This window comes from Pseudarthrobacter arbutini, from assembly GCF_054510915.1.
The window spans coordinates 1-19,822 of the sequence record NZ_JBTNDQ010000016.1 but is presented as its reverse complement, the minus strand read 5'-3'; the positions used below and the strand labels follow the sequence as shown (position 1 = coordinate 19,822).

Genomic DNA, 19,822 nt, shown 5'->3' with positions numbered 1-19,822 from the left:
CTTGCCTTATGAGCACTCTTCCGGCCACCACCAATGCCACGAAAAAAACACGTCCGCAGATCGATCTCACGGTCATTCGACGCGAAGAACTCTCGCCCCACATGGTCAGGATCGTGGCCGGCGGCGAAGGTTTTGCCGCCTACGTGAACAACACCTTCGTGGACCGCTACATCAAAATCGTTTTTCCGCAGCCCGGCGTTGACTATGCCCAGCCCCTGGACCTGTGGACCATCCGCGAATCCATGCCCCGCGAGCAGTGGCCCTTCACCCGGACCTACACGGTCCGCTGGGTGGACACCGAGGCCAAGGAACTCGCCATCGACTTTGTGATCCACGGTGACGAAGGGCTGGCCGGCCCTTGGGCGGCTGCCGCCAAGCCCGGGGACGCCTTCACCTTCACCGGCCCGGGCGGTGCCTACAACCCGGCGCCTGACGCTGACTGGTACCTCTTTGCCGGCGATGAAGCCGCACTTCCTGCGATCGCCGCCACCATCGAATCGTTGCCGGCTGAAGCGACCGGCCTGGCGTTTATCGAGGTGGACAGCGACGCCGACATCCAGCCCCTTGCGTCCCCGGCGGGCGTTAAGGTGACCTGGCTACGCCGCCACGGCGCGCCGGCAGGCGCCGGGGACCTCCTCGTCTCAGCGGTGGCCGACGCCGAATGGCCCACGGGCCGCGTTGACGTTTTTGCCCATGGCGAGCGCGGCTACATGAAGAGCCTGCGGGACGTGTTTTTCGTCCAGCGCGGCCTGGAACGGAGCCAGGTTTCGCTGTCCGGCTACTGGGCCCAGGGCCGGGTGGAGGACGACTTCCAGGCCGAGAAGAAACTGCCCGTGGGGAAGATCTAAGCAGGGAAGATCTGAGCTGTACCTAGCGCCGCCGGGCGCGGCGGCGTTCGTTGCTGGCCAGGCTGCGTGTCAGCGGCCGGGCCAGGGTGTCGCCGAGGACGATCCCGGCGGCTGTGCCCAGGACGATCGCGCCGGCGTTGAGCATACCGCCGGCGCCGAGGAGGATTTCGGATTCCTCAATGGTCAGCACATACATGGACCGGAAAATGGTCAGCCCAGGCAGCAGGATCAGGGCCGCCGGGACGGCCACCACCAGCTGCGGTGCGCCCATCTTCAACGCCACCACCCGCGCCAGCAGGCCAATCACGACGGCGGCGAGCGCCGGGGAGAACCGGTCACCCACGCCGAGGGTCGCGGCACCAAGCAGCACAAAATAGCCCACCACGCCCACGCCTGCGGTAGGCAGCAGCAGCTCCCACGATGTCTGCTCCGTTATGCCGATGGCCATCACTGCGACGGCGATAAAGATCACCAGGACCCAGAGATCGTATGCAGGCGGGAACGTCTGGGTGACACTAATGGGCTGCATTCCGGTCATCGCGCCCACCACAAAGGCCACCGCGATCCCGGCCACAATCGCGCCGAAAGTCAGCAACGTGGACAGGAACCGGCCCGCGGCGGTCACGGGGAAGCCGTTGATGGCGTCCTGGACCGAGGAGACGAGGCGTCCGGTGGGCAGGAGCAGGAGGATGCCTCCCACCACCACAATCGCCGGTGCATTGGTGAGGTCAAAGCGCCACAACAGCAACGCGGAGAGCGTGACAGCGAAGGCGCATGCCGCCGTCGTAAAGAAGTCCGGAACCCGCCACCGACCCAGCTGGCGGGCAAGCAGGCTGACACCGATGTTGGCCACGAAGGCAATGCCCGAGGACACCGGCCCGCCGCCGAGCACACCCACAAAAACTGCGGCGAACACGCCGAACGCTATGGTGACCATCCAGCGCGGGAACGGTTTGGGGCTGGTGATGGCCTCGTCCAGCCGGCGGATGGCTTCATCGCGGCCCACTCCCCCGGCCACGATGTCCGTCACCAGCCGGTGTACTTTGGCCAGCCCGGCATAGTTGTTGGTCCAGGACCGCACAACCCGAAGCAGCGAGATGGGCGTCTGGTCCTTGGGCGCATAGTTAATAGCCACCGACTGGTTGGTGATGTCCACTTCGATGTTTTTCAGCCCCAGCGCCGCGGTGACGGCAATAATGCTCGTCTCCACTTCCAAGGCGCCTGCCCCGTACCGGAACATGGTCTCGGCCAGGTGCAGGGAAAAGTCCAGGGTTTTGCGTGCGGAGGTGTCCACGCCTCCCACCTGGATCATGGGGTTGGCGTAGGGGCTTCCGGCGAGCCTGTCCACAATGCTCAGTGGCGCCGTCGGCGGGTTCTCCCCCCGCACCAGGCGCCGCAGCATCCGCTTGGCCGCGGCATCCTGGCGGAGCTGGGAGGGGGTGAGCGGCTCTGTTTTGGGCAGACCGTCGGTGGGAGGCCTGCGCCTTGGGTTTTCAGGTCGATCGTTCACCTTGGTGCTCCTCCCTTTCTGGCAGTTCGTGGTTTGGTGTTAGGCCTGGCGCTTCAGTGGCAGTTTGCCCAGCAGGGTGCGCGCCGCCGCGATGGCCGCGCGGACCAGGCGGTTGGCCTGGAAGGCTACCGGCCGGACGGGCATCACGAAGTCACCCAGCAGCTGGACCACGTCGCCGCCGAAGCCCTTCTTGAACTCGTAGCCGCCGTGGCCTTCTTCGTCCTGTCCCTGGATGCCGAAGGTGCCGTAGAAGTTGTAGCGCGAGTAGCCCTTGTCCAGCCCGTGCAGCATCATTCCCCAGTACAGGGACGTGGCGCCGTTGAAGTAGATGTAGTCCTGCTTGGTGCCGCCGATAACGCAAACCACCTCGTCGCCGAAGCAGACAAAGTGGATGGCAGCCACTGCAGCCACACCCACCGAGTCCGGGAACCGCTCGATGTCCTTGAGGCTGCGCTCGTAGCTGTCCACGAGGTCCTGGACCACTTTGAGCCGGTTGGCCTTCTTTTTGCTGCCGGTCTCTTCAACTTCACGGCGGAGTTCGGCTGCGGACGCGGATTCCGCTTCCAGGCGTTCGGTGATGGACTTCCGGTACGCGGGGATGTCGATCTTGGCCATCATGAGTTTGGTGAACTCGGCCGAGGTGGTCCGCAGGAGCTGTTCGTAGTATTCGCGTTCCCGGTAGAAGAAGCCCTTCTCGTCCCCCGCCGTGCTCAGCGCCTCGTAGAACTCGTCAAGGGACTCCAAAGTGGCCTGCTCCAGGAACACACCGTTCTTTTCAGCCTTCCGGATGGCCTTCCGTGTCCGGTAGCTGGTACCCATGATGAGCTCCTCGGCGTCCGAGACGCCGCTGAGCTGCTTGATGAACATCCAGTTCACGTTGGCGAAGTTCATGTCCGAGCCCTGGTGTTCAAGCCCGAGGCCCGCCAGTTCCGCCACGAGCGGCCTGTTGTCCACGATCTCGGGGTGTTCGGCGCCGTCGGCATCACGGGCGATGTACGTCAGGTTCGGGGAAATCCGGAGTTCAGCAGCCTTGCGCTCCGCGGCACGTTCCTTGAGGAGTCCGACGACGTCACGCACCAGTGCGGCGTCCGTGTAGTCCAGGAGGGGGCCCTTGGCGCACTCGCACACCTTGTAGCCCCAGCGGTTGGTGGTGAAGTTCAGTTTCCCGGCGGCGACCAGATCGCCGTCGCGCCTTACACCGAACAGTTCCACTGACTGACCGCGGGCACGCTGGAAACGGGTGAAGTCAGCGGACTGGATGAAGTTGTTTTGCGGATGCTTGAGGGAGAAGGACTCAAACTCGGCATCGCTGAGGACGCTGAGCTCGAGTCCGGCTCCGGCCTTGGTTGGATTCACAGAAATAACCTCATCTATGGCTGGGCTGCCGCCTGGGGCAGGCTCTGGCCTTCGTGGTGTGGATGGTGAGAATGGCTGGTGGGCTGTCAGTAGAACTGCTGGCCGGTGCGTTCGGTTTCAAGCCGGCGGAAGACCCGTTCCGCGCCCTTGACCCACAGGGTGTGCCTGACGGGCGACAGCACGTAGTCGTAGCAGCCGACGAAGTCCGTCACCGTCTTGGTGAAGCTCGTCTTAAACATGCCCATGCCGTACAGGTGGTGGGTCTTGTCCTTGATCAGGCCGGAGGGCGATGTGCCGCAGAAGTCGTACTCGATGCAGCCGAGTTCCTGCATTCTTCGGATGGCCTGCCACTGGACCAGGTGCGAATCGCCGTACTGCTTCCTGTTCTGGGTGGAGCCGCCGTCCTTGTAGGTTGCCTTGGATCCGTAGTTGATCACAAAGGCGCCCACACTGGGTTTGCCGTCCTCATAAACGAAGAAGAAGCTGCCCTGGCCGCGGGTGCAGAATTCGTCCCAGAAGCGCGTGTAGTACTCGAGGCTGCGCAAAGGCATGGAACCCTTGGCGTTCACCGTGTCGGCCATCAGGTCATACAGCGCCCGGTACGTTTCCGGGCCTGGCTCCTGCTGCGCCACGGTGCAGCCTTCGCGTTCTGCCCGGCGGATTGCGTTGCGGGCGCGGGAGGAGATGGACCGGAACACCTGGTTCTCCGGTGCCGCGATGTCCAGGAGCGCCGTGGAGTCATTGGACTGGATGTTCGGGGCCTTCACCAGGCCGGCGGCGGCGAACTGTGCCCGGGCTTCCGGGGTGGACACAATGTCAGGTTCAATCTTGATGGTGAAGACGTTGAGCTTCCGGCTCCGGGCGAATGCAGCGCACGCGTCCAAGACCGGCTTCAGGTCCTCGACGGCACCCAGGTCAGGACCTTTGATCAGGTACCACAGGCGGCCCAGCACCGGGAATTTCTTCTCCAGCACCAGGTTGTAGCTGGCGGTCCCGGCAGACTCCAGGACCAGGAAGCGGGAGGTCCAGCCGCTGCCGTTCTTCACGGACGCGTAGGCAGCGGACTGCAACATGTTGCCGCCGTTCGGGTTGGCCGTGACGTGCTTGTCCCAGTTCTCAATTTCCTCCGCTGTGGCAAAGCGGGCGGTGAATTCTCGCAAGGGGGCCGTGTCCAATCTCAGGGGTTTGTGCGCGGTTCTGTACTCGTAGTTACGTGCGGACATGTAGCCACAAGTCTAAAGCCTCCGGTTGAGTAGATCCCTCGGGGGTCCCCGATATCCTCTGCATGCGCTGGGCCCACGCCGTCCGGGTTCCCTGACCGAGCTTGCGAGGTTAGGGGGACGGTGGGGAGCATGCTGCCGGATGCCGCGGACCCACCGACTGTCGGTGATCGAGCTTATCGAGATCGGTTTCGACAAGCTCACCACCGGAAACAGTCTGCCGGGCCCTAGTCTTCGAACTCAGACAGCGGTGGGCAGGAGCAGATCAGGTTGCGGTCCCCTGCTGCGCCGTCGATGCGGCCGACGGGCGGGAAGTACTTGTCCTGCTTGAGGTGGTGGACCGGGAATGCGGCCTGCTCCCGCGGGTACTGACGGGTCCAGTCGGAAGTGACGACGGCGGACGCTGTGTGGGGTGCGTGGCGCAGCGGGCTGTTCTCCACGCTGAAGTCGCCGTTGGCCACCTGGTCGATTTCCTTGCGGATGGTGATCATCGCGTCGATGAACCGGTCGATCTCCACCAGGTCCTCGGACTCCGTCGGTTCCACCATGAGTGTGCCCGCCACCGGGAACGCCAGGGTGGGGGCGTGGAAGCCGTAGTCGATGAGGCGCTTGGCCACATCCTCGGCGGTGACGCCGGTCTTCGCCGTCAGGTCGCGGAGGTCCAGGATGCATTCGTGCGCCACGAGTCCGCCTTCGCCGGTGTAGAGGACCGGGAAGTATTCGTTCAGGCGGGCGGCAACGTAGTTGGCCGCGAGCAGCGCCGACTTGGTCGCTTCAGTCAGGCCTTCGGCGCCCATGAGCTTTACGTAGGCCCAGNCCGTAGTTGGATGCGCTGATGGCCACGCCGTGGCCCGCTTCGTGGGCTGCCTTGTTGGCGTCACCGGGCATAAACGGTGCCAGGTGGGCCTTGGCTGCGACCGGGCCAACGCCGGGTCCGCCGCCGCCGTGCGGGATGCAGAAGGTCTTGTGCAGGTTCAGGTGCGAGACGTCGCCGCCGAACTTGCCGGGCTGCGCGAGGCCCACAAGGGCGTTGAGGTTGGCGCCGTCCACGTAGACCTGGCCGCCGGCAGCGTGCACGGCGTCGCAGATTTCGGTGACGTCGGCGTCGTACACCCCGTGGGTGGAGGGGTAGGTGATCATGATGGCCGAGAGGACGTCCTTGTTCGCCTCTATCTTGGCGTAGAGGTCAGCGTGGTCGATGCTGCCGTCCGCGGCGGTGGCAACCACAACGACCTTCATGCCCGCCAGGACGGCGGAGGCGGCGTTGGTGCCGTGCGCCGAGGCCGGGATCAGGCAGACGGTGCGCTGGGCATCCCCACGGGACAGGTGGTAGCCGCGGATGGCCAGCAGGCCGGCGAGCTCGCCCTGGGACCCGGCGTTCGGCTGCAGCGAGACTTGGTCGTACCCGGTGATTTCCGCGAGGTCAGCTTCCAGCCCGCCGATGAGTTCGCGCCAGCCCACGGTCTGGGAATCCGGGGCGAACGGGTGGATGGAGGCGAACTCCGGCCAGGAAATGGCTTCCATCTCGGCCGTGGCGTTCAGCTTCATGGTGCAGGAACCCAGCGGGATCATGGTGCGGTCCAGGGCGAGGTCGCGGTCGCTCAGCCTGCGGATGTAGCGCAGCAGCTGGGTTTCGGAACGGTGCGTGTTGAACACCGGGTGCTGCAGGTAACCGGAGGAACGCTCGACGGCGGCATCCAGCGCGAACTCAGTGTCAGTGCCGGCGGCCGCGTCCACCGCCGCAGCACCAAAGGCTTCCAGAACCCCGGCAACGATGGCCTGGGTGGTGGTTTCATCGGCGGAAACGCCGACGGTGTCGCCGTCGATGTGGCGCAGGTTGATGCCCTTGGCCTCCGCTGCGGCAACAATGGCCGCAGACTTGCCCGGCACGGAAACCGTGACGGTATCAAAGAAGCTTGTGTGCAGGACGTCCAGGCCGGCCGACTTCAAGGACGCGGCGATGGTTGCAGCGTGGCTGTGGGTGGTCTCGGCGATTGCTTTGAGGCCGTCCGGGCCGTGGTAGACGGCGTAGAAGGAGGAGACGATGGCCAGCAGTGCCTGCGCGGTGCAGATGTTGGACGTGGCCTTCTCGCGGCGGATGTGCTGCTCACGGGTCTGCAGCGCCAGACGGTACGCGGGGGTCCCGGCGTCGTCCTTGGACACCCCGACGAGGCGGCCCGGCATGGACCGCTCCAGGCCCTTCGCCACCGCCATGTACGCCGCGTGCGGGCCGCCGAAGAACAGCGGCACACCGAAACGCTGGGTGGAGCCGACGGCAATGTCCGCGCCTTGTTCCCCGGGAGGGGTGATCAGCGTCAGCGCCAGCAGGTCGGCGGCGACCGTGACGAGGGCGCCGCGCTCCTTGGCGGCGGCGATCACTGCGGCGTGGTTGAAGACCCGGCCGGAGACGCCCGGCTGCTGCAGGACGATCCCGTTGATGACGCCGTCGGGCAGGCCCTGGGACAGGTCAGCGACCTCCACCTCAAACCCCAGGGCCTCGGCGCGGCCCTTCACGATCGCGATGGTCTGCGGCAGACAGTCAGCATCCAGAACGGTCTTGCCGTCATGGGCTTCCTTGTTCTTGTTTGCCCGGCGCATCATCAGCACGGCCTCGGCCACCGCGGTGGCTTCATCCAGCAGCGACGCGTTCGCGATCGGCAGGCCCACCAGATCCTGGACCATGGTCTGGAAGTTCAGCAAAGCCTCAAGCCGGCCCTGCGAAATCTCGGGCTGGTACGGCGTGTAGGCCGTGTACCAGGCCGGGGCTTCGAGGATGTTCCGGCGGATCACAGCCGGGGTCACGGTGTCGTAGTAGCCCTGGCCGATCATCTGCACGGCCGTCTTGTTCTTCGCCGCGAGCTTCCGCAGCTCGGCAAGGACCTCAACCTCACTCAGGGCGTCCTTGAGGCGGAGTGCCACATCTTGCCGGATGCCGTTGGGGACGGCCGTATCCACCAGCGCGTCCACAGTGCCGTAGCCGACGGCCTTGAGCATGGAGTCGATATCGGCCTGGCGGCGGGCACCAATATGCCGATCAACGAAAGTGGCCGAGGCCGAATTAACACTCACAAGGAACTCCATTACTAAGGCGGCGCAGGGTGCGCCACATCGACTCGGGTTCCTCCCCGCTCTGTGGGACCTGAGAGATTCCGCGCAGCCTGCTTCCGCTAGGCTGCGCTTGCACCGTCGGTGGGCACAGCGGTCCTGACATTCCGGAGTGATCCGGGACGCTTCAGGCGGACGGCCTGCCACTTTCCAGAGTTGCCTGGCCGCGGCGGTACGTGGGCCTGAGAGATTCCTGGGGAGGATTTGCTCCTACGGCGCCTGTTGTACCTACTAACAGAACTCTCCCGCCGCAGATCAAAGGCATATTCAGATTTTGTGGCGGCCGCAGATGGTCGCCACGCCGTCCAATTCTCCTACGCCCCGGGCCACCGGGCAAATGAGGTCGGCGGGGTTCAGTCCCGCAGCCGCTCCACGGCAGCGAGGAGCTCCTCAATGTCTCCATACCTGCCCCGGCCGTCCCCGGTGGTACCGCTTTCCCACATGGCGTTGAAATACAGTCCGTCCCCCATATACAGCACGGCTTTCGCCATGGCCGTGCCGACGTCGGCCGCGATCAGGTCCAGCCATTGCTGCTGGATGGCGGCAAAGCGGCGCCGGGCCTCTTCATGGGCCACTTCAGCCAGGCGCGTGGCGGCCACGAAGGATCGGTCCATGGGCGAGTCGGACCAGAGCGAGGAACGGATGAAGTAGGCCGCCGCACCTTCGGCCGCTGCGGCCATCAGCGCGAGGTCCTCGACGGCCAATCGGTCCAGCCGCTCCAGCACCGCAGCGATCAGCGCTTCCTTGTTGGGGAAGTGATAGAGCAACCCGCCCTTGGACACACCTGCCCGCTTGGCCACTGCATCCAAAGTGGCAGCCCGCTCCCCCACATCGATCAGGAGTTCTTCAAAAGCGTCGAGGACTGCGTCGCGTGCGACGGGATTTCTGGCCATGGCTTCAATCATGCACGCTCCGGGTCGCGTTTCTTAACTGTACCGTCTGGACGGTATAGTTATCGGCATGACGTTGTCCGCACAGTCCAACCAGAACACCCGAAGCACATCCACCACGGCTGCCGATTTCAGGCCGTCAGGGCCCGCCAAGGCGCCCTGGCGCGATTGGCTCGCGCTGGCCCTGCTGATGTTTCCGGTGCTCCTGGTTGCGGTGGACAACACTGCGTTGACGTTCGCGCTTCCGGCCATCGCGAGCAGCCTGGAGACAACCGGAGTCCAGCTGCTGTGGATTGTGGACGCCTATCCCCTGGTGCTTGCCGGATTGCTGGTCGCCATGGGCAGCCTGGGCGACCGGATCGGGCGCCGCCGGCTGCTGCTGACCGGCAGTGTTGGCTTCGCCGCGGTATCAGCAGCAACAGCCTTTGCTCCCAGCGCGGAGTGGCTGATAGCGGGGCGGGCCATGCTGGGGTTCTTCGGGGCCATGTTGATGCCCTCAACCCTGTCCCTGATCCGCAACATTTTTCCGGACCCAAACCGGCGTCGGCTAGCCGTTGCCATCTGGGCTGCCGGCTTCTCCGGCGGCGCCGCCCTGGGTCCCATCTTCGGCGGGTGGCTGGTGGAGCAGTTCTGGTGGGGCGCCATCCTGCTGGTCGCCGTGCCCATCATGCTGCCCCTGCTGGCGTTCGGCCCTGCGTTCATCCCGGAATCAAAAGATCCGCGCCCGGGCCGGGTGGACGTGCCCAGCATCGCCCTGTCCCTGCTGGTGATGGTGCCCGTTGTGTATGGCATCAAGGAGCTGGCGACCGATGGTGTCGGGGCCGCTCCCGTGGGTCTTGTTTCCTTTGGCCTGGCCATGGGCGTCGTCTTTGTCCGCCGCCAGCAGCGGCTGGCCAGCCCCCTGCTGGACATGTCCCTGTTCGGCAACCGGGTCTTCAGCACTGCCATCACGGCAAACGTGCTGGCCCTGTTCTCCTTCAACGGCTTCATCCTGTTCCTCGCCCAGCACCTGCAGCTCCTGGACGGAATGACGCCGTCGGCCGCCGGAATTGCCATGATCCCGGCCCTGGTGGCCACAGTGCTGGCCGGGCTGGCAGTGGTGCCGCTGGTCCGGAAGGTGCGTCCGGGCTTTGTGGTGGCGGGTGGCCTGGCCCTGAGCGCCACCGGCTACGGAATCGTGGTCTTCGGTGACCACGGCTCCGGCCCGGCCCTCCTGCTGGCCGCGCTGCTGATCCTCGCCCTGGGCGTGGGCACAGCGGAAACCATTTCCAATGACCTCATCCTGGGCTCCGTTCCAGCGGAGAAGTCAGGAGCGGCGGCCGCCATCTCCGAGACGGGCTATGAGGTGGGGTCCCTGCTGGGGACGGCGGTGCTGGGCTCCATCCTGACCGCTTCCTACCAGCGCAATCTCCGGCTTCCGGCCGGGGTGGAGGAAACGGCGTCGGGCACTGCAGTACACCAGGCGGGTGAAACTCTGGCGGGCGCCGTGGAGCTGGCCGCCGGCCTGCCTGCTCCGCTGGCCGAAGCGCTCCGCGGCGCAGCACGCCTGGCGTTTGATTCGGGCGTCCACACCACTGCGGCAATTGCGCTGGTACTGATGGCGAGCGCGTCAGTCCTTGCCGCCGTCGTACTCCGGAAAGTTCCGACGGCGGACTAGGCGCTCGTCTCCGGCCCGCCGGCGAGCGCACAAAAAACGCCCGGCGCAGGAAGTCCTTCCTGCGCCGGGCGCCTGTGGCCTCACTAGGGGCCGACTCTTACTTGGCGTCAGGGGCGGTGACGCTGGCGGAGGCCTTCATGGTCTCGGCGTTCACCATCCACGCGTACTGCTCCAGCTTGGCGATGAATTCATGGAGCAGGTCCGCGGTGGTGGGATCCTCTTCGTCCACTTCGTCATGGACCTTGCGCATGGTGCCCACGGCAGCCTCAAGCGCGGCAACGATCCGCTCGATGGCGTCCTTCGTGTTAATGAGGCCTTCGGGGAACTGCGCGAGGCTGGTGGACTTAGCCACGGTGGCACTGCGGCCGTCCGGCAGGGCATGCAGGGCGCGCATCCGCTCGGCCATATCGTCCGCGAACTGCCGGGCGGCATCCACGATTTCGTCCAGCTGCAGGTGAAGGTCCCGGAAGTTGGTCCCCACAATGTTCCAGTGGGCCTGCTTGCCCTGGATGTGCAGCTCGATCAGGTCCGCAAGTACGGCCTGCAGGTTATTGGTCAGGGTCGGTGAAGCTTTCATGAATCCTCCTCGATTGGTCCAGTAGTCCCGACGCTATCAGCCACGGGATCGATCGCGGCAGGCCGGAGGCGAATTTCTCAGTGAGCTTACTAATCTCACGGAGCGAGACAAAAGAATGGAATTCATTTAAACCATTGCGCGAAAGCCGTGCACCCTTCATACTAAATGAACGTCATTCATTTAGTGACGGTCGTCTCACTGGAAGTAAGCACATGATTGAAATTTCCTGCCTCGACTCACCCACGTCCCTGGCCCGGACAACGCCGTCCGTCCGCCCTGCCCTTCGGGTGGGCGTTGTGCAGCACCGCTGGCACGCAGACACTGCCGTCCTGCAGGCGGAACTCGATGAAGGAATCGGCCGCGCCGCCCGGCTCGGCGCGTCGGTGGTCTTCCTGCCCGAACTCACGCTTTCCCGCTACCCTGCAGACACCTGCCCCGAAAATGACACCACGCGCCCTGGAGCGGTGCGGCCCCGGCCGTCGGACATCGCTGAGGACCTGCTCACCGGACCCACCTTCCGGTTTGCTGCCGAGTCGGCCCGCCGCCACGGCGTGGCTGTCCATGCCTCGCTGTACCAGCAGGCACCGAACCCGGACGGCAGCGACGACGGCCTGGGGCTGAACACCGCCATCCTGGTGTCGTCCGAGGGCGAACTGCTCGCCCGCACGCACAAGCTCCACATCCCGGTCACCGCCGGCTACTACGAAGACAAGTTCTTCCGCCAGGGGCCGGCGGCCGCGGATGCCTACGAGGTCCACGCGCCGGCAGAACTGGGCGGCGCCCGGCTGGGCATGCCCACCTGCTGGGACGAATGGTTCCCGGAGGTGGCCCGGCTCTACTCCCTCGGCGGCGCAGAGATCCTGGTCTACCCCACCGCCATCGGTTCCGAACCGGACCACCCGGAATTCGACACCCAGCCGCTGTGGCAGCAGGTCATCGTGGGCAACGGCATCGCCAACGGGCTCTTTATGATCGCCCCCAACCGCTGGGGCAGTGAAGGAACGCTGAACTTCTACGGCTCCTCCTTCATCTCCGACCCCTACGGCCGCGTCCTGGTGCAGGCCCCGCGTGACGCCTCCGCAGTTCTGGTGGCAGACCTCGACCTGGACCAGCGGCGGGACTGGCTGACGCTCTTCCCCTTCCTGTCCACGCGCCGCCCCGATACCTACGGCCGGCTTACGGAACCCGTACGCCGTGACCAGCCGCTCGGCGGCGAAGAGGCTGGGATTTCGCTCCCCACCCGCCCCCTAACCTCGCAAGCTCGGTCAGGGAACCCTGCGGTCGTGGCCCCAGGCTCCATCAACCGTCAGGAAGTGACCGCATGAGCACGTGGCGCATGCCCGCCGAAACCGCTCCGCAGGAGCGGCTGTGGATGGCCTTTCCCACCGGCGGTTACACCCTGGGCGACACGGAGGAAGATGCCCACGCTGCCCGGTCCACCTGGGCAGCGGTGGCCAACGCCGCCGTCGAATTTGAGCCGGTCACCGTGGTGGTGGACCCCGACGACGTCGGTATCGCCGCCCGCTATCTGAACCGGAACGTCGAGGTACTTGCCGCCCCGCTCAACGATGCGTGGATGCGGGACATCGGCCCCACGTTCGTGCTGGACCAGGACGGGAGCCTCGGCGCCGTCGACTGGATCTTCAACGGCTGGGGCGCCCAGGACTGGGCGCGCTGGGACAAGGACGCGCTGATCGCCGGCGAAGTCTCGGGCCGATCCGGCGCCACGCACATCGTGTCCGCGCTGGTCAACGAAGGCGGCGGCATCCAGGTGGACGGCCAGGGAACCGTGCTGGTGACCGAAACCGTGCAGCTGGATCCGGGCCGCAACCCGGGACTCAGCCGGGCCGACGTCGAAGCCGAGCTCGCCCGGACCATCGGCGCCACGCAGGTGGTCTGGCTCCCGCGCGGACTGGCCCGCGACTCGGAACGGTTCGGGACGCGCGGTCATGTGGACATCGTGGCCGCCATCCCCTCCCCCGGCACACTGCTGGTGCATTCCCAGCAGGACCCCCGCCACCCGGACTTCCAGGTAAGCCGCGACATCATCGAGCACCTGCGCACCACGAGGGACGCGGCCGGACGGGAGTGGACCATCATCGAAGTCCCCGCCCCTGAAGTGCTCTGGGATGACGAAGGCTTTGTCGACTACAGCTACATCAACCACGTCGTGGTCAACGGCGGCGTCATCGCCTGTACCTTCGGGGACCCCAACGATGACAAGGCGCTGCAGATCCTGGCGGAGGCCTACCCCGGCCGGCGTGTGGTCGGCATTGACGCCCGTGAGCTCTTCGCCCGCGGCGGCGGCATCCACTGCATCACCCAACAGCAGCCTGCTGCCTCGTAGAAAGGGCCCACCATGATCCAAACCACCCGCACGAGCACCCCCGCAGGCCAGCCATCCGGGACCGACCCGGCCGGCTCGGCGCACGGCATCACCACAAAAGGACTGAAGGGCGGGCAGCTGGGCCTCCTCGCCGTCGTCGTTCTTGGCATTTCCACCATCGCACCGGCCTACACGCTGACCAGCGCCCTGGGCCCCACGGTTAATGAGGCGGGGCTCCAGTTGCCCGTCATTTTCCTGATCGGGTTCATCCCCATGATCCTGGTGTCACTCGCCTACCGGGAACTCAACGCCGATTCCCCGGACAGCGGCACCACGTTCACCTGGGTCACCAAAGCGTTTGGCCCCTGGGTGGGCTGGATGGGCGGCTGGGGACTGCTCGCCGCCAACATCATCGTCCTGTCCAACCTGGCGGGCGTGGCCGTGGACTTCTTCTATCTCTTCCTGTCACAGCTGACGGGTGCGCCTGAACTCGCGGACCTCGCGGCCAATAAGCCGTTGAACGTCCTGACATGCTTCGTGTTCGTGGCCCTCGCCGTGTGGGTGAGCTACCGCGGCCTGCACACCACCAAGCTGGTCCAGTACGGACTCGTCGGATTCCAGCTGCTGGTCCTGGGGCTTTTCGTGGGCATGGCGTTCGCGAACTGGTCCACGTCGGAAACGGCCATCCCGTTCAGCTGGGAGTGGTTCGACGTCACCAGGATCGAGACGTTCGGGCAGATCGCTGCCGGCATCTCACTGTCGATCTTTGTCTACTGGGGCTGGGACGTGTGCCTGACGGTGAATGAGGAAACCGCCAACGGCAAAAAGACCGCGGGCCTCGCCGGCACGCTCACCGCCGTCGTTGTCCTGGGGATCTACCTGCTGGTGACCATTTCCACCATGATGTTCGCCGGCGTCGGCGATACCGGGATTGGCCTGAACAACGCTGAGAACCACGAGAACCTCTTCACGGCGCTGGCCTCGCCGATCATGGGGCCGTTCGCCATCCTGATGTCGCTAGCGGTGCTGTCCAGTTCCGCCGCGTCCCTGCAGTCCACGTTCACGTCGCCGTCGCGCAGCCTGCTGGCCATGGCCCACTACGGTGCGCTGCCTGCGCCGTTCAGCCACATCAGCAAGCGTTTCTCGACGCCGGGCTTCGCAACAGTGGCGGCGGGCATCCTGTCCGCTGGGTTCTACGCGGTGATGCATGTGATCAGCGAAAACGTCCTGAACGACACCATCCTGGCCCTGGGCCTGATGATCTGCTTCTACTACGGCCTGACCGCCATCGCCTGCGCCTGGTACTTCCGGAACAGCGTGTTCAGCAGCGTCCGCAACTTCATGCTGCGGCTGCTCTGCCCGGTGCTGGGCGGTGTCGGCTTGTTTGTGGTTTTCCTGCAGACAGCCGTCGACAGCTGGGCGCCGGAGTTCGGCAGCGGCTCCGAGGTCTTCGGGGTTGGACTGGTCTTTGTCCTGGGCATCGGGATCCTGCTGCTTGGGGCCGTGCTCATGGTTGTCATGGCACGCCTCCGCCCGGGGTTCTTCCGCGGCGAAACCATCCGCCGGGACACGCCTGCGCTGGTAGTCCCCGAGTAGTTGCGCCACCCACAGCACACAGAACGGCGCCCTGCCCGGAAAGTCTCCGGAGCAGGGCGCCGTTCTTTGGTTTTCCTGATCTTGTCTCAACTGCAGTACAGCAGCGAACCGCGGGTCACCAGAAGTGCGCTACATCCACCACCATGCGCGATCCGGATCCGGGGCCGTCCAGGGTGAACACCCGGAACGGGAGCCGTGCACGGACGCCGAGGCCGATGCTTGTGTAGCCTTCAAAGCTGCCTGCGTAAGCCACCTGACGGAAGGTCTGGTATCCCGAAACGTTTGACAGTTCGGCGTTGTTCGCCGGGCTGTATGTCGCGTTGTAGTTGCTGTCGTGGGACGGTGCATTCACAGTGACCTGGAGGAACGCGCCACCCCGCATAGGGATTTCAAAACCTGAACCGTCCTGGACCACGGTCGGAACGTACTGAACCGTGTAGCCGGCAACAGGGCCGTTGAGATCAACCACCATCCGGTCGAAGCAGTAGTGCTGCCCCGTCCTGACGTTGGTGACGGATGCGGTGCTCATGGCCGGGTCTGATTCAGCCAGCGATCCCCATACGAGCCCGCAATACGATGTGGTTGCCGAGGCGGACCCCGGAGCCAGGAAACCCAATCCAACAGCCATCAAAATGACTGTCAGCCACGTATGAATCTTTTTCATTGTGGGCCACCCTTCGAGTGATTAGGTAGCTCAAGCGTAGGAGTCTCCAGGGCCACTCAAAAGGGTTGTTGCCGCTTCGGCACGGAACCGTTAATCGGCCTTGGTTCCGGTCACGCGGGCGTAATTCTGGAGCACTTTACGGGGCCATCGAAACGCTATTAACACCGTTTCTGCACCCTGCCGTTATGCATAATAACGACGCCGGCGCGCCTCACCGGAGTGCCGCCGTCGGCCGTTCAGCCTTCGCACTCGATGCAGTACTTCAGGCCGTTCTTTTCGCGTGCAACCTGGGACCGGTGCCGGACCAGGAAGCAGGATGAGCAGGTGAACTCATCGGACTGTTCGGGAACAACAATGACGGTCAACTCTTCGCCCGAGAGATCGGCTCCGGGAAGGTCGATGCCTTCGGCGGTGTCGGTCTCCTCGACGTCGATGACTGCGGTCTGGGCACTGCCGCTGCGGGATGCCTGCAGGGCCTCCAGCGACTCGGCAGAAGGCTCGTCGTCAGTCTTGCGTGGAGCGTCGTAATCGGTAGCCATGGCATGTTCACTTTCGTCGCTGCACGGCACCATTTCAGGCGCCTCAGTGAAGCAGTTTAGGTCATTATGCCGCTACTTGGGCAACAGTGTGGCCAACCAGACAGATTTCGTCGCTTCGCCCTCTGCAGACGAAGTCCTTGATGCAACCTTGACGGTATCCGGGGGCGAAATCTGAGAAGGCGCCTGCAGGATGGATTCGCAGGCCGCTGGGGTCTGCGAAACCACCCGAGGAGGCCGCCGTGGCTACCGCAGCTTCGGTGGGCCTGCACATAGTCGTGCTGGTGCCCGCTTACAACGAGGCCGGCTCAATCGGGGCAACCCTCGATGGCCTGATGCTCCAGTCCCGTCCCGCGGACCTCATCGTGGTCATCCCCAACGGCTGCACCGATTCAACGGCCTGGGAAGCGCGGAAGTACCCGGTGACCACCATGGAGCTTCCCCGATTGCAACACCGCAAATCCGAAGCCCTGAACCGGGCCTGGGCGAAGTACGCATTCGACGCCGACGTGGTGATCTGCCTCGACGCGGATACGGTCCTGCCCCCGAACGCCGTCGAAGCCTGGTCCCGGGAGTTCAGCGCGGAAACGGGCGCGCTCCTCGGTGGCTCGTCGTCGAAATTTACGATGCAGGACCCCGGATTTCTGAGTCGGCTGCAGAAGGCTGAGTTCGCCACGTGGACCGATACCGCCCTGAGGAGGGGCCGGACCAGCGTTCTGGCAGGAACCGGCTGCGCTATCAATAACGCCGTCCTCCGTCAGATCGCGGCCCGGGACGACCGGGAAGGGCCGTGGGTCTACACGTCACAGGTCGAGGACTTCGAACTGACGTACCGCATCCGGGAACTGGGCTTTGTCTGCCAGGTCTCCCCCGATGTCCGCGCCTACACCGACTCGATGAAGACACTCAAAGCACTGTGGGGCCAGCGGATGAAATGGCAGGTCGGCACCGTGGAAGACCTGCTGGACCTTGGAATCAACCGGCTGACCCTGCGGGACTGGGGCCAGCAGGCCATGGGTCTGCTGGGTGTGTTCCTGAAGCTGCTGTGGATCGCCGTCATTGCCCTCTCACTCTCATTGGGAGTGTTTCGCGTCGTCCTGTTCTGGTGGCTGGTGCCAATCCTGTTCGTGGCGCTGGACATCAAACGGGCCCTGCGGATTCCGCACCGCGACTGGAAGGACGTCCTGATGGCAGCCACGTTTTTCCCGCAGGAATTGTTTATGTGGCTGCGGTCCGGGTGGTTTCTGGCCTCCTGGTGCGCTGTCTTGACGGCAAAGATCACCCGGCGGCGGATAGACCGCTGGGAAGCGCAATACACAGCAGAGGAAATCAACTAACAAATGTACGGAATGAACGCCGCCCTACCCGCTTCCGGAGCCGCTCTGGGCGCTACCGGACTGGCCTACACCGGCCTGGACGTCATGGCCGCCCTACTGACCGCGCTTGGCGTGATGCTCATTGGTGTTGCCCTGCTGGGGCTGGTCCGCCGGGACAACAAGGCGCGTCCCTGAAGACCGTGTCAGGGAGTCCGGCGCGCCTGCAATGCGGACTTGAATGCTGAGGCGGCGGTGCCGCTGCTGTTGATCCGCCAGTCGGTTTCTTTCTGGAGGTGGAACCACACGAAGCCCATAACATCAGGCTGGGCCGCCAGATACGACACAAGCTCAGTGTTCCAGGCAGCCTTGTTGCCCCCTGCTTCGCTGGAAGCCGTCTCGCTGATCAGGATGGGAACTCCGGGTGCCAGAGTACGCAACTGGGCTATCCCCGGAGCGAAGAGATCCTGCGGCGATATCCAGCCGCTCCACGAGGCGGACGTGCCCCAGTTGTACCCGTCGAGGGCTACAACATCCACGTACCCGGCGCCGGGAAAGAGTCCGGCGAGATCGGTGGAACCGTAGTAGGGAACATTCGGGCTCCAAACCCAGGACACGTTGCTGGCTCCAGTGGCAGCAACAATGTCGTGAACATGGCGCCAGGCTTCTACATAGTCGCCGGGCTGGTTGCCGTTGACGCCTTCGGCCCACGGGTACCAGTTGCCGTTCATCTCGTGGGCGAATCTGAGCTGGACCGGCTGGCCCCAGGCCGCCAGTGCCTGGCCCCACTGCGTGATGTGGGCGTCAAAGTCGCCAGCGGCAATTCGGTCCAGGGAGTAGGCGGGCTGTTCCATTCCGCCGCCCCAGGCCCAAGGTTCCCAGGTGATGAGCGGGACGGCGCCGCGTGCCCGGACGGAGTTCATCTCGGCGATGGGGGGCGCCTGGAGGAAGTCCTTGTAAAAGAGAATGGTGGACGGGCTTTCGCCGGCCAGTTGCGCCACTTCATCCAGTTCGCCGCTGGCCAGCGGGCCGCCGGCCGTGGCGACCCCGAAGCGAAGCGCGGCCGTGCTGACCGGAGGGAGCGTCGGGGCCGGTGCCGTCACGGTGAACACGGACGAGGCCTGGATGGAAGAGGTCTTGGCCGTGATGGTCAACGATCCAGTGGCTGTGGAAGGGATGGTGATCGAGGTGCTGAAGGCACCCGAGGCCGCCGTTTTCAAGGGAAAAGTCGTGGCACCGGCGATCACCGTCCCCGTGGTGGAGGCCTTGAACCCCGTTCCGCTGACTGTGACGGCGGATCCTGCCAGTCCAGTGGCCGGGCTGAGGGAAATCCGGCCTGTGGCAGGCGCTGCCTGGGCGGCCTGTGCCGGCATCAGTCCCAAAGCCAGACCCAGCCCAACCACTGCCGCGATAAATTTCAAAGTTCTGAGCATAGCGATCGGTCCCCCGCAATCGGCAAGGCGGCTTGGAAATCCGCCGGTCAGGTGGTGCCTAGCGGCACTTTCCTGATCCTATGGGTTGGACGCCGAAACCAGACCGGATTTTTTCGAATATTTTTGAAAGGAACTCGCGGCTCTCGGGTGGGTCCTGCCGGCCGTCCCTTCTGGTGACCGAAGGTTCGACTGGCGCTGCACGAGGCAGCCCAGTCGAAGCCGTTACTGACCGGGGGCCCGGTAGGCAGGTGTCTTGCCCACGGCTGCGTCAATATCCTCGGGTGTCATGAGCGGGGTGAGATGAAGGTCCACGGCGCCGGTGGAATTGATCATCAGGGAAAGGGCAACAGCACTGGGCTGATCGGGAACGTCGAAGACCCCCAGGACATCCGTCTCGCCGAACGCGTAGTAGATGCATTCCAGTGATCCCCCAACCGACTCCAGGGCCTTTACAACCGCGTCCCGACGCTTGGACCCACCCTCCTGCATCAGGCCTTTGATGCCCTGGCCCACATAATTTGCTTGGAAAAGATACTTAGTCATGGCCGATTCCTGTTCTGTGTGCCCAGAACACGAACCTATCCGCACGCCCAGAACAGGGGATGAGTGAAGGGTTCTGGAGTTCTCCCCGGCTGGGGTTGTGGGCCGAGTCTAGGCCGTCCCCCGGGAACTGGCAACGGTCCGCGTTGACTCATCAAAGATGCCCGCGTAGCTGCTATCGAAGAATCATTTGGTAATGCCCGCGTAGCGGCGCGTCTGCTGGGATGGTATCCGCCGGCCCGGCACTGTGA

16 protein-coding genes, 1 pseudogene and 1 riboswitch are annotated in these 19,822 nt (G+C 64.6%); of the genes and pseudogenes, 7 read left to right on the top strand and 10 right to left on the bottom strand.

Annotation, left to right across the window (positions count from 1 at the left end; translation table 11 throughout):
• Positions 1-8: 8 nt before the first annotated feature.
• Complete coding sequence (locus ACX80V_RS17280) at positions 9-848, top strand: siderophore-interacting protein (protein WP_485844177.1); 840 nt, start codon at positions 9-11, stop codon at positions 846-848.
• 22 nt (positions 849-870) lie between these two features.
• Here the strand turns inward: ACX80V_RS17280 and ACX80V_RS17275 are convergent, their stop codons facing one another.
• The 5 genes and pseudogenes from ACX80V_RS17275 to ACX80V_RS17255 all read right to left on the bottom strand — a co-directional run bounded on the left by ACX80V_RS17275 (position 871) and on the right by ACX80V_RS17255 (position 8,932).
• Positions 871-2,358 (bottom strand): threonine/serine exporter family protein, encoded by a 1,488-nt coding sequence (locus ACX80V_RS17275; protein WP_485844176.1) that lies wholly within the window; start codon positions 2,356-2,358, stop codon positions 871-873.
• 39 nt (positions 2,359-2,397) lie between these two features.
• Positions 2,398-3,714: a peptidoglycan bridge formation glycyltransferase FemA/FemB family protein gene (locus tag ACX80V_RS17270; RefSeq protein WP_485844175.1), complete on the bottom strand. Its 1,317-nt coding sequence runs from the start codon at positions 3,712-3,714 to the stop codon at positions 2,398-2,400.
• 86 nt (positions 3,715-3,800) lie between these two features.
• Entirely contained in the window at positions 3,801-4,937 is a 1,137-nt protein-coding gene (locus ACX80V_RS17265) for a lipid II:glycine glycyltransferase FemX (protein ID WP_485844174.1), read from the bottom strand.
• Between the two features lie 224 nt (positions 4,938-5,161).
• Positions 5,162-8,015 (bottom strand): annotated as a pseudogene (gene gcvP, locus ACX80V_RS17260) (aminomethyl-transferring glycine dehydrogenase).
• A gap of 184 nt (positions 8,016-8,199) precedes the next feature.
• Positions 8,200-8,297, bottom strand: a riboswitch (glycine riboswitch).
• Between the two features lie 95 nt (positions 8,298-8,392).
• Positions 8,393-8,932 (bottom strand): TetR/AcrR family transcriptional regulator, encoded by a 540-nt coding sequence (locus ACX80V_RS17255; RefSeq protein ID WP_485844173.1) that lies wholly within the window; start codon positions 8,930-8,932, stop codon positions 8,393-8,395.
• 67 nt (positions 8,933-8,999) lie between these two features.
• Here ACX80V_RS17255 and ACX80V_RS17250 point away from each other — a divergent pair, with 67 nt between their 5' ends.
• On the top strand, positions 9,000-10,586 hold the full coding sequence (locus ACX80V_RS17250; RefSeq protein ID WP_485844172.1) for an MFS transporter: 1,587 nt from the start codon (positions 9,000-9,002) through the stop codon (positions 10,584-10,586).
• A gap of 97 nt (positions 10,587-10,683) precedes the next feature.
• Here the strand turns inward: ACX80V_RS17250 and ACX80V_RS17245 are convergent, their stop codons facing one another.
• Complete coding sequence (locus tag ACX80V_RS17245) at positions 10,684-11,163, bottom strand: Dps family protein (RefSeq protein WP_056346612.1); 480 nt, start codon at positions 11,161-11,163, stop codon at positions 10,684-10,686.
• Positions 11,164-11,375: 212 nt separating this feature from the next.
• Here ACX80V_RS17245 and ACX80V_RS17240 point away from each other — a divergent pair, with 212 nt between their 5' ends.
• From ACX80V_RS17240 to ACX80V_RS17230, 3 genes are read left to right on the top strand one after another with little or no spacing between them, the layout of a single operon-like run.
• Positions 11,376-12,488, top strand: coding sequence for a nitrilase-related carbon-nitrogen hydrolase (locus ACX80V_RS17240; protein ID WP_485844171.1), 1,113 nt, complete (start codon positions 11,376-11,378; stop codon positions 12,486-12,488).
• Positions 12,485-13,510, top strand: coding sequence for an agmatine deiminase family protein (locus ACX80V_RS17235; RefSeq protein WP_485844170.1), 1,026 nt, complete (start codon positions 12,485-12,487; stop codon positions 13,508-13,510). Before ACX80V_RS17240 ends, ACX80V_RS17235 begins: the two co-directional genes overlap by 4 nt.
• A 12-nt stretch (positions 13,511-13,522) precedes the next feature.
• Positions 13,523-15,085 carry an APC family permease gene (locus ACX80V_RS17230; protein WP_485844169.1) on the top strand — a complete coding sequence of 521 codons (1,563 nt, stop codon included), beginning with the start codon at positions 13,523-13,525 and terminating at the stop codon, positions 15,083-15,085.
• A gap of 115 nt (positions 15,086-15,200) precedes the next feature.
• Here the strand turns inward: ACX80V_RS17230 and ACX80V_RS17225 are convergent, their stop codons facing one another.
• A complete protein-coding gene (locus tag ACX80V_RS17225; RefSeq protein WP_485844168.1) occupies positions 15,201-15,749 on the bottom strand; it encodes an AMIN-like domain-containing (lipo)protein in 549 nt (182 codons plus the stop codon).
• 236 nt (positions 15,750-15,985) lie between these two features.
• Entirely contained in the window at positions 15,986-16,288 is a 303-nt protein-coding gene (locus ACX80V_RS17220; protein WP_485844167.1) for a DUF4193 domain-containing protein, read from the bottom strand.
• A gap of 239 nt (positions 16,289-16,527) precedes the next feature.
• On the opposite strand from ACX80V_RS17220, the gene ACX80V_RS17215 reads away from it, so the two are divergent.
• The gene (locus tag ACX80V_RS17215) at positions 16,528-17,622 is read left to right on the top strand and encodes a glycosyltransferase family 2 protein (RefSeq protein ID WP_485844166.1); all 1,095 of its coding nucleotides are present in this window, start codon (positions 16,528-16,530) and stop codon (positions 17,620-17,622) included.
• A gap of 3 nt (positions 17,623-17,625) precedes the next feature.
• On the top strand, positions 17,626-17,796 hold the full coding sequence (locus ACX80V_RS17210) for a hypothetical protein (RefSeq protein WP_485844165.1): 171 nt from the start codon (positions 17,626-17,628) through the stop codon (positions 17,794-17,796).
• Positions 17,797-17,804: 8 nt separating this feature from the next.
• Here the strand turns inward: ACX80V_RS17210 and ACX80V_RS17205 are convergent, their stop codons facing one another.
• Positions 17,805-19,031, bottom strand: coding sequence for a glycosyl hydrolase (locus ACX80V_RS17205; RefSeq protein ID WP_485844164.1), 1,227 nt, complete (start codon positions 19,029-19,031; stop codon positions 17,805-17,807).
• 222 nt (positions 19,032-19,253) lie between these two features.
• Positions 19,254-19,574, bottom strand: a complete 321-nt coding sequence (locus tag ACX80V_RS17200) for a GYD domain-containing protein (protein WP_058930002.1) — start codon at positions 19,572-19,574, stop codon at positions 19,254-19,256.
• Between the last annotated feature and the right edge of the window lie 248 nt (positions 19,575-19,822).

What these genes read in the sequence shown, in the direction of transcription:
- ACX80V_RS17245 (WP_056346612.1), bottom strand. Translation starts at nt 11,163, where the DNA reads ATGAAAGCTTCACCGACCCTGACCAATAACCTGCAGGCCGTACTTGCG.
- ACX80V_RS17200 (WP_058930002.1), bottom strand. Translation starts at nt 19,574, where the DNA reads ATGACTAAGTATCTTTTCCAAGCAAATTATGTGGGCCAGGGCATCAAA.
- ACX80V_RS17255 (WP_485844173.1), bottom strand. Translation starts at nt 8,932, where the DNA reads ATGGCCAGAAATCCCGTCGCACGCGACGCAGTCCTCGACGCTTTTGAA.
- ACX80V_RS17225 (WP_485844168.1), bottom strand. Translation starts at nt 15,749, where the DNA reads ATGAAAAAGATTCATACGTGGCTGACAGTCATTTTGATGGCTGTTGGA.
- ACX80V_RS17235 (WP_485844170.1), top strand. Translation starts at nt 12,485, where the DNA reads ATGAGCACGTGGCGCATGCCCGCCGAAACCGCTCCGCAGGAGCGGCTG.
- ACX80V_RS17280 (WP_485844177.1), top strand. Translation starts at nt 9, where the DNA reads ATGAGCACTCTTCCGGCCACCACCAATGCCACGAAAAAAACACGTCCG.
- ACX80V_RS17250 (WP_485844172.1), top strand. Translation starts at nt 9,000, where the DNA reads ATGACGTTGTCCGCACAGTCCAACCAGAACACCCGAAGCACATCCACC.
- ACX80V_RS17210 (WP_485844165.1), top strand. Translation starts at nt 17,626, where the DNA reads ATGTACGGAATGAACGCCGCCCTACCCGCTTCCGGAGCCGCTCTGGGC.
- ACX80V_RS17230 (WP_485844169.1), top strand. Translation starts at nt 13,523, where the DNA reads ATGATCCAAACCACCCGCACGAGCACCCCCGCAGGCCAGCCATCCGGG.
- ACX80V_RS17240 (WP_485844171.1), top strand. Translation starts at nt 11,376, where the DNA reads ATGATTGAAATTTCCTGCCTCGACTCACCCACGTCCCTGGCCCGGACA.
- ACX80V_RS17205 (WP_485844164.1), bottom strand. Translation starts at nt 19,031, where the DNA reads ATGCTCAGAACTTTGAAATTTATCGCGGCAGTGGTTGGGCTGGGTCTG.
- ACX80V_RS17220 (WP_485844167.1), bottom strand. Translation starts at nt 16,288, where the DNA reads ATGGCTACCGATTACGACGCTCCACGCAAGACTGACGACGAGCCTTCT.
- ACX80V_RS17265 (WP_485844174.1), bottom strand. Translation starts at nt 4,937, where the DNA reads ATGTCCGCACGTAACTACGAGTACAGAACCGCGCACAAACCCCTGAGA.